At 46.5% G+C, this 9,822-nt stretch carries 4 protein-coding genes; all 4 read right to left on the bottom strand.

The window, feature by feature from the left end:
* Positions 1-3,992 (bottom strand): non-ribosomal peptide synthetase (locus tag G9G53_RS25430; RefSeq protein ID WP_165150855.1); only part of this gene is annotated, 3,992 nt, incomplete at its 3' end.
* Between the two features lie 51 nt (positions 3,993-4,043).
* Positions 4,044-5,909 carry an ABC transporter ATP-binding protein gene (locus G9G53_RS25425; RefSeq protein WP_069012585.1) on the bottom strand — a complete coding sequence of 622 codons (1,866 nt, stop codon included), beginning with the start codon at positions 5,907-5,909 and terminating at the stop codon, positions 4,044-4,046.
* A complete protein-coding gene (locus G9G53_RS25420; RefSeq protein ID WP_029517087.1) occupies positions 5,884-7,779 on the bottom strand; it encodes an ABC transporter ATP-binding protein in 1,896 nt (631 codons plus the stop codon). The genes G9G53_RS25425 and G9G53_RS25420 overlap by 26 nt, the downstream gene beginning before the upstream one ends.
* 215 nt (positions 7,780-7,994) lie before the next feature.
* On the bottom strand, positions 7,995-8,819 hold the full coding sequence (locus tag G9G53_RS25415; RefSeq protein WP_165150854.1) for a thioesterase II family protein: 825 nt from the start codon (positions 8,817-8,819) through the stop codon (positions 7,995-7,997).
* Between the last annotated feature and the right edge of the window lie 1,003 nt (positions 8,820-9,822).

Below are 9,822 nucleotides of genomic sequence, written 5' to 3'. Positions count from 1 at the left end.
TTGTAGGCCCGATGAGCTTGTTTCAAGAATTGTTCTGTTTCTTCTACCGTCCACGCTACGGTCAGCGTCCGATCATCGCGAAGCTGTGGCTTGGCCTGAGATTTACGATTGTAATCCTTAGGCAAGGATGCCTGGCTTTTCCCTGCTTCCTCAATTTGCTCCCAATACGCACGCTCCTTCTCCAATGCTGTGCTGTTCGCATAAGCTGACAGCTGATTAGCCCAAAGGCGGAAGGAATCCGTTTTATTCGGCAAACGGACAGACTCGCCCCGTAAAGCCTGTTCATAGCCGGTTGCCAAATCCTCCAACAAAATACGCCAAGACACACCGTCAACCACCAAATGATGGATTGCTACCAACAAATGGTCTCCATCGTTGCAACGGAACAGACCCAGCTTTACCAGCGGTCCTTCATCTAGAAGGATGCTGCTTTGGATTTCGTTGGCGTTGTTCTCCAGCAAATGAGCAAAGTCAGACTCCCTTGTGTAATCCACCACTTCGAGGCTATACAGCTCTCCTTCTTGCACGCCTCGGTTCCATGCTTCATACCCACCGTCTGCATTCTGGCGGAATACGATGCGCAAAGCGTCATGATGCTCGACAATGCTTTGCAGTGCCTGACGAAGCGCCGTTTCGTCCAGTCGATCCTCACGATACAGCATCAGAGCCTGGTTATAGTGCTCAGGATTGGATGGCTGCTGTTCAATGAACCAGTGTTGAATCGGTGTCAATGCCACGGTTCCACTAACTTCTCCTTGATCGGAAACGCGGGTCACCCGCTGCACCCGTCCATTCAGCTCAGCAATCGTCGGATACTGGAACAACTCCCTCATTTCCAGCTTGTAACCATTTTGCAGCAGTCTTGAAGACACTTGGATGGCCTTGATCGAGTCGCCGCCCAAATGGAAAAAGTTATCCAGAACACCAATCTGTTCGATTCCCAGTACAGATTGCCATACCGATACCAATGTCCGCTCTACCTCATTACGGGCTGCTACATAATCCTCGCCGGAATCCACGCTTCCCTCCGGTTGCGGCAACGCCCGACGATCCACTTTGCCATTTGGTGTTAACGGCAATTGATCCATCTGCACAAAATACGACGGCACCATATAACCCGGCAATTCTTGGCTCAAGGTGCTTCGCAACTCACTAGCCGCGATATCCACAAGGGTGACTACATATGCGCAGAGTTGTTTCTGTCCCTGCTCATCCTCACGTGCAATGACGACAGCTTCTTGTACCGCATCTAGCTTCAAGAGCTGCGCTTCCACCTCGCCCAGCTCAATCCGGTAGCCCCGGATTTTCACCTGTGCGTCGATCCGTCCTTTGTATTCCAGCGTTCCATCCTCATTCCAGCGAACCAAATCGCCTGTACGGTAGCAGCGCTCTCCGCTACGGAACGGACTATCTACGAACTTTTCAGCCGTTAAATCAGGACGGTTCCGGTAGCCACGTGCCACCCCATCACCGCCGACGATCAGCTCACCCCATGCTCCAACAGGCTGAAGCTGCATGGAACGGTCTACGACATACGCTGTGGAGTTGTGGATCGGACGCCCAATCGGCACCGATTCCAATTGCACGCTGGCAATCGTATGAGTTGTAGAAAAAGTTGTATTTTCCGTCGGACCATAACCGTTAATAATCCGCAGGGACGGATGAGCCTCCAGTACCCGGTTAATATGCGGTACGGACAGCACATCACCACCGACCAGCAGTTCTTCTACCCCCTCGAACAGCTCCAAGTCCTGCTGAGATAGCTGGTTAAAGAGCGGCGCAGTCAGCCACATTGTCGTGATACCATGGTTGCGCACGGCTTCCTTGAGCTTGGGAGCGTCCAAAATAACATCCTGACTCACCAGCACGAGCTGTCCACCATTCAATAGCGCACCCCAAATTTCGAAGGTGGACGCGTCAAAGACAACGGCGCCAGTTTGCAAAATGCGCGTGTCAGCACCCAGTTGCGCATAGTTTGTATGCTTTACCAAACGCACGACATTGCGATGTTCTACCATAACTCCTTTGGGCTGTCCCGTCGTGCCCGAAGTGTACATCAAATAAGCTAGTCGGTTTCCAAATTTACGTTCTTGTGTCCCAGCAGTGCTGTCTACGACAGACGAGGACGATTCCTTTAAAATCTCATTTTTCGGATTTGTATAATCGGCATAATCCACATGATAAGCCTCGTTTTGCTCCCCATGTACGGTATTCAAGCATTGGTCATCCTCTGCCGCGTACACCTTAGCATCGCTTAGATCCAGCACGATTCCGGTGTATTCCTCCGGTTGCTGTTCTGCACGCTGCACCAGCAACAACTTCGCTCCCGAATCTTCCAACAGGTAACGTACACGTTCAGCGGGATAATCAGGGTCAATGGGTACATATGCACCGCCCGCTTTGAGAATCGCCAACATGCCGACGATCATATCCGTGGAACGCTCAGCAACGATACCTACAGTTTGCTCGGCGGTAACACCGTGTCCGCGCAACGTGTGAGCCAGTTGATTTGCTTTTACATTCAGTTCGCCATAAGTTAAACGGGCATTTCCAAACACAACTGCTGTCTGATTCGGTGTATGTTCAGCCTGTTCCTCAAACAACTCATGAATGCCTGCTTCGTGTGGATATTCCACCGCTGTAGCATTGAATACGTCGACGATTTGCGCCCGTTCTTCCTCACTGATCAGCGACAATTCCTGTATCCGCTTGTGTGGGCCCTGCACCATATGCTCCGCCACACTCAAAAATTGCCGAATAATTCGAGCAATTTCCTGTTCACTAAACAGCTCGGTACGATAATCCAGATACAGCACGAGTCTATCATCATCCAGCATTTCAACCATGTGAATATCGAAGTCGTTCACCGTATCTCCGCAGAAATCGTTATCCACCTGCTGAATCGCTTCATCAAACCGGGAGAAACTCAAGGTGCGGTACTGAATGGAAGCACCAAACAGACGCTGAATGTCCAGGCTGCTTTGCTGTTCACGCAAATCCTGAATAATTTTGTTGTACGGGTAACGCTGATGCCGCAAAATGGACGCCTGCTCCTTCCCTACACCTTGCAGAAAGGTCAGCAGTTCGGATTCTGGTTCGACCAACAGACGCGTAGCCACGGTGCTGACGAACATACCGATGGTATCCTTTTCCTTCTTAGACGTACGGTTGGCATAGAGTGTCCCCACGGTTAAGTCCTGCTCCCCCGTCACTTTATGCAAATAAATATACAGAGCCGCCAGGAAGAACGTGAAAATACTAATTTTATGCTCTTCGCAAAAAGCCGTAACACCACGATACAACTCATGTTCCAGTATAAAGCTCTCCCGGCGTGCAGCTGTACTCAGTGTCAGCGGGTTATATGATTTCAAACCTGTAGTCTCAGGCAAATCGGCAAACTTTTCCGTCCAGTACGTTTTGTCCTTTTGATAACGGTCTGATTGCTCATAACTTTGCTCTACCTGGATAAAATCCAGATAGGGATTGCCTTTGGTCGGCGCATCTTGGCCTGTACCATGCACAATATCCATATAATGTCCTGTGATTTCATTAATGGCCTGATTCATGGACACGCCGTCTGAAATAATATGATGCATTTTAAAATTAAACCAGGTTTCTTCTGTTCCGAGCTGCAAGATAACAAATCGGTACAGCTGCGAATCCAACAATGAGAACGGCTGTGGATTATGATGCTTTAACCATACATTCGCTTCTTCCGGGGTAACTTGGATCGTTTCTATACTTTCTGCCGTAAATGGCTCTACATATTGATATGGAATCCCATCCTGAGCAGTAATTTTGATACGAAAAGAATCATTTTGGGCAATTACCCGATTCATTGCTTGCTGCAAGGCATCTATGCGAACAGTTCCCCTGATCTTTACAGTAGCAATAATTGTTGAAGTGTTCCGATGAGGATACAAAAGCTCCGTATACCAAATACGTTGCTGTGGCTGGCTTAAGGAAAACAATTGAACATCTTGCTGTGTCATCCGTCTCTCTCCTCACAAAATAGATATTTGGTAAAAAGGAAATTCGCATATTCATGCGGTTTGTTCCTCGGGATGCTTTCGAAATTGAAGCTCATACAGCTCTGCATAATGGCCGCCCTCGGCAAGGAGCTGATCATGGGTACCTTGCTCTTTCAGTTCGCCATCGGCAAGGACACAGATCGTATCCGCCCGTTCAATCGTAGACAATCGATGGGCAATAACTAATGTCGTACGATCCTTCATCAACTCATTTAAGCCCTGCTGGACTTCATATTCCGATTCTGCATCCAAAGCCGAGGTCGCTTCATCCAATAGCAAAATCGGTGCATTTTTGAGCAAAGCACGGGCAATTGCAATCCGCTGTCTTTGACCGCCGGACAAATTGGCTCCGCGTTCACCGACAATCGTGTCGTACCCCTCTGGCAACTCGGCTATGAAGCCGCTGGCATAGGCTGTTTTGGCTGCAGCCTCCACTTCCTCATCCGTGGCAGTCGGTGAGCCAAAACGGATATTATCCGCTACTGTACCGTGGAACAGCGTAGCCTCCTGTGGTACATAGGCCATCAAATCCCTGACCTCATCCAACGGAAATTCTTCTGCCAAACGACCACGAACCCGCAGCACACCTTCATCCGGTGGGTAAAATCCCAGCAACAACTTCATGACTGTGCTTTTGCCACCACCACTCGGACCGACAAGTGCAGTGACCTGCCCTTCCGGCACGACCAAGTTTAACCTTTGCAGCGTTGGATGGTCAGGCTGATAGCCAAAGGTGATGTCGTGCAGCTCCAGCGCAGCCGGAGTCTGTTCAATGGCGTGGTCTGAACCTAAGGTTTCAACATCGCCATAGAATTCCCCAGATTCACGGGCTGATAAAGCTGCCGTCTCGGGATCGCTAAGCCTAGTCAGCGGTCCCTTCTTTTTAGCCGCGGGGAACTGTTCCTCTTCCTTCGACTCATCCAGAATTTCGCGGATACGCGCCAAGCCTGCCAAGGAGTTTTGTAACAGTGTTACAGCCGCCCCTAGCTCCAAAAATACCGTTGAAATACCGGTTTGCAGTTGTACAATCTGTCCCAATACTCCCAGTTCCATTTGCTTCTGCGATACCAGAATCAATCCGGCGACAAGCACACCGCCCAGCGTAATGAACTCTATGACAAAATTGCACATATCCTGCAAGCCCATATGACGTCCCTGCCGGATGCTGATGCGATTGATGTCCTCGCTTGCATCGTTACATAGTCCACCTACCTTTGTCCTCAACCCAAACAACTTCACCGTCTGCAAACCGGAAAGCAAATCACTCAATCGTTCCGTGAACCTGCTCATCCGTCCCTGTAACTCTTCACTCGTCTTTCGCATTTTCTTCGCGAAATGAGCATTTATCCAGGCTGAAGCCAGCCCAAGTACAACCGCCATAATCCCAAATCGCCAATCCAAAGCCATCAAAATGACCAACGAGCCCAAGAAAAGCGAAATTTCCAGTATAATCGAGCGAATATGAACGGTGTAAGCCTGCTCTAGCGCCTGTACATCGTTCGTCATACGGGATACAAGATCACCCGAATGGTGTTTTTCGGCTTTTTCGTACGATAGCTTGACAATGTGGCCAAATAGTTTCATTCGTACATCAGCAATCGCCAGCTTTACACACCGTTTATACATATAGCTGCACAGGGGGGAGATAAGACTTAATGCCAAAAATGTACCACTGACCAAATAGACCGCTCGGTATAGCTCCTGTACATTGCCATTAACCGCGAAATTCAGCAAATAATGCACCACAAAAGAAAGTAAAATCGTGATGCTGGCATTGGTCAGACTATTGCCAACCAGCCCGGTAAAATACCATTTTTGGTGCGGCTTCATCAGGGACATCAACTGCTTAAATTCATAAAACCCCTGCTTGAAGGTCACGACGCTCACCCCTTTCCTCAGGCAACGAATTACCGTTTTCCGCCGTATGCTGTTCTTCTTCAAAATTTTTCAAATACAGCTTTCGGTACACACCATCACGACCCAGTAATTCCTCATGAGAACCCGATTCCACAATGCTCCCCTGATCGAGTACAATAATGCGGTTCGCCTGACGTACGGTTGACAGTCGATGAGCAATGACCAGTACCGTCCGGTTTTGCATTACCGCATTCATCGCATTCTGCACCTGAGCCTCCGACTGACTATCGAGTGCTGAAGTCGGCTCGTCCAATAGAAGTAGCGGAGCATTTTTCAATAATGCTCTTGCTATGGAAATACGCTGTTTTTGACCGCCAGACAATCCGCCTCCCCGCTCGCTCAACAGGGTTTCATAGCCCTCGGGAAGTTGAACAATAAAATCATGCGCATGTGCCGCTTTCGCCGCCTCGACAATTTCTTCTCGAGTCGCCTCCAAACGTCCATATCCGATATTTTCTGCAATGGTGGCCGGAAAAAGCGACGGCTCCTGAGATACCATCGAAATATGACTGCGCAGGCTTGTTAAATTCCAATCTGTCAAACTCTTTCCAAATAGTTGAATGGTTCCAGCATGCTCTCCAGGTTCATTAAATCCGCAAAGCAGCTTGAAAATCGTGCTTTTACCCCCACCGCTGGCACCGACAATCGCGACCATATCCCCTTGCCCTGCCTGGAAGCTGATATCCTTCAGCACTGTGTTCCCTTCATCGTAGCCAAAGGTCAAATGCTCAAAGCTGACTACAGCAACACTATCAACGTCATCATCACTTTCTGCTCCGCCTTCACTCATTCGGTTGGCTTCCCCATCTGCATCGTCTTTCAAATGAGGCGCCCTATTCTCTCGCTTCTGATCTACCAAGGTCATTTCGCCGTCCTGACGTTCATTCTGCCAATCCAGCACCTCAAACAAATGCTTTGCAGCTCCACCCGCTTCCTTCATTTGCGAAATGATCGTCGGCAGCATGGCAATCGGCTGCAATATGAACGAAATCAGGTATAAAAAAAGTACAATGCCTCCAGCATTCAACTCTCCATGTTGTATCAGGTATCCTCCGTATACAATGACCAAAATAATCGGTGTTGCTAGCATCATCACACCTACCGGAGTAATGGCTGCATAGCGCTTTTCTAGCCGTAAGCCGCGCTTGACGACCCCCTCCATAATCACCATATACTTCTTCAACAGCACAGCTTGCATATTGAATGCCTTGACGATAGGGATTCCTCCGATTGCATCTTGCCCCACAGCGTTCAAATGAGCAATTTTCTCCTGAAGATCCGCTGAGTATTTTTCAATTGGCTTGCTCATTAGTGATGTTATGATCATTCCTATTGGCATGAGCGCAAGACTTGCCAATATCAGTTTCCAGCTTGTCAGTAAAAGCAATATGAGTGATGCCGTAAACACGAGCGGTAAATAGAACAGATTGGCAAACTGCTGGATAAAAAAGTTCTGTAATACTGCCGTATTATTGGTTAGACGGGATACCAAATCTCCGGTAAATTTCCTTTCCACGCTGGAAACCGGTAAATCGCAAAACTTATGTACGAGATCGCCTCTCAAGTCGCGCAGAGCACTAACACTAAATCGCGCTGAAGCGTACCTCATCACAAACTTACAGGGCATTCCAATTAGCGTCATACCAACAACCAGATAGATCATGTTCTGGGTAGAGGAGAATGTCCCCTGTGCCATTTGCTCAATGGCCTTACCCAAAATAATGTCAATAGCTGCCAAACACAAGGAGGTGATCACCGTTATGAAAACCCATAGATTATACGGCCTTACATAACGTGCGAGTCTCCGAAAAGCAGAATTTAATCGAAACAAGGGCATCCCTCTTTTCGCTGCCCACACTTTTTCAGTGCGAACTTTTTATATTGGCTGTGGACGTCGTTGAGATAAACTCTGGGTTTGGATGCATGAGTATCCGTACAGAATAAAATGCGATTTTGAACTATGCTGGAATTTGCATCTTGGTGTGGGTTGGTTGTTGATTGTTGCTGAGATGGTAATAACGAAGTGTATCGTGATGTGTGGGACATTTAACTCTGTCTGAATCGTGGTTGTAGGGTGCTTGTGTTGTAAGCTGTATGAGCTCCCGCCGCGTGGGCCATCGGCGAGGATGTAGAAAGAATGTTCTCGACTGTGCTCATAACCTCTTGTTCTTGTTCATGGATGAAAAAGTGATTACCTTCGAACATTCGAACATCCATAGGTGATGTCGTATGCTGTTGCCAGGCATGGAGTGAATCTGTGCTAACCTCAAAATCCTTCATTCCGCCTAAAACAGTCATCGGACATATCAATGGATTTCCCGGCTGATAAACATAAGTTTCACATACCTTAAAATCTGCACGCAGACGAGGCATAATAATTTGCATCAATTCTGCATTTTGCAGCACCTCTTCAGGTGTTCCTTGCATCAAACGAAGCTCTTCGGTGAAAGAATCGTCTGCTAAATCATGGAGTCGTTTTTTGGAATATGGAATATGTGGTGCGGATTTACCGGATATGATGATATGCACAGGTAGTTTTCCAGTTTTGCTGTACAATTGCCGTGCTGTTTCAAATGCAATCAGTGCTCCCATACTGTGTCCAAAAAAAGCGAACGGCTTATGTATGTATGGAGCCATAGCTGGAACCAACGATTGAACGATGTCTTGAAGAGTATCCATTGGAGCTTCTGTTGAGCGGCTTTCACGTCCTGGAAGTTGTATAGGCAACACGGTAATGTCAGGCGCAAACCTGGACTTCCAAGAGTTAAATATATAAGCACCACCACCGGCGTAGGGAAAGCAAAATAGTTGGAGCTTCGTAGTCGGTTGGACCTCTGTTTTCGCGAACCAAGATTGTGATCGAGTTGTCATAAGAATTCCTCCATCCTCTATGCAGTTCATAATTTTACAGTAAATCCTTATATCTCTTTTTTTCTTCCAACACTTTCTAACTGTTTTTAAATATACAAACTTTAAAACCACTTGGCATGGGACAAAAGGGCTAAATTGATAGAGCTCATAAAAATAAAATAAAATCCATATTATGTTATTTGTTTCCAAACTTCAAAAGCAACAATTTCACTTTTTGTATGAGTTATCTGTCAATCACGATCTGTTAATTTAGTTTAAAACAAGATTTCAGGTTTTCACGAATTTTGTAAAACTGAACTCATTTTGATTTACATTGAGGTCCCAACCCCTTATCCTACAACAATTTTATCTTTACATGCCATTAACATAAATGTAACAAATTCAACCTGATATCATCCGACAAATTCCGACTTTTTCCGCAGCTCTCTTCAATCACCTAAATATTGGATTGGATTTGTATCAAGCTCACATAAGCCAAAATTAATAACTCTTTATTTTTGTAATAAATATTGTTATTCCATAGTCCTAAAGGACCATTTTTTGCATATTTTTTTCTGACTCTTCGTCTAAAAAATCCAGTTTGGATTGAGTTTTTCTCTCCTACATCTATGAATTTTCTTTTCAAACTCTAATAAAAACGTTTCTATCTCGTTTCAAAAGTACCTGTTCTCTAGAAATTTATAGCCTTACTTTTAATCTTTCACCCTCTCAAAAAACAGTAACGGCAAACAGCAAGGCTCCCTATTGTTGGAGACTTGCTGCTTTATAAATTTCATTATGTTTGACTTCACTATCGGTCAATATGCAGAGTGTTGTAAGCTTTATTGTAGTTATCCCCCAATCTTATTAATTTAGTGGAATGGAGTATATGTATGGGTTCATGTATATATAATTTCCAAAATGCGAAAGCCTTATGGTATACAAAAAGAGCACAGCCCATTAAGGCTGTGCTCTCTTTTATCGTGCTTGGCGACGTCCTACTCTCCCAGGACCCTGCGGTCCA

This window comes from Paenibacillus sp. EKM206P, from assembly GCF_011066155.1.
Classification (GTDB): Bacteria; Bacillota; Bacilli; order Paenibacillales; family Paenibacillaceae; genus Paenibacillus; species Paenibacillus polymyxa_D.
The sequence above is the reverse complement of the archived record's forward strand: the minus strand, read 5'-3'. Positions and strand labels throughout refer to the sequence as shown.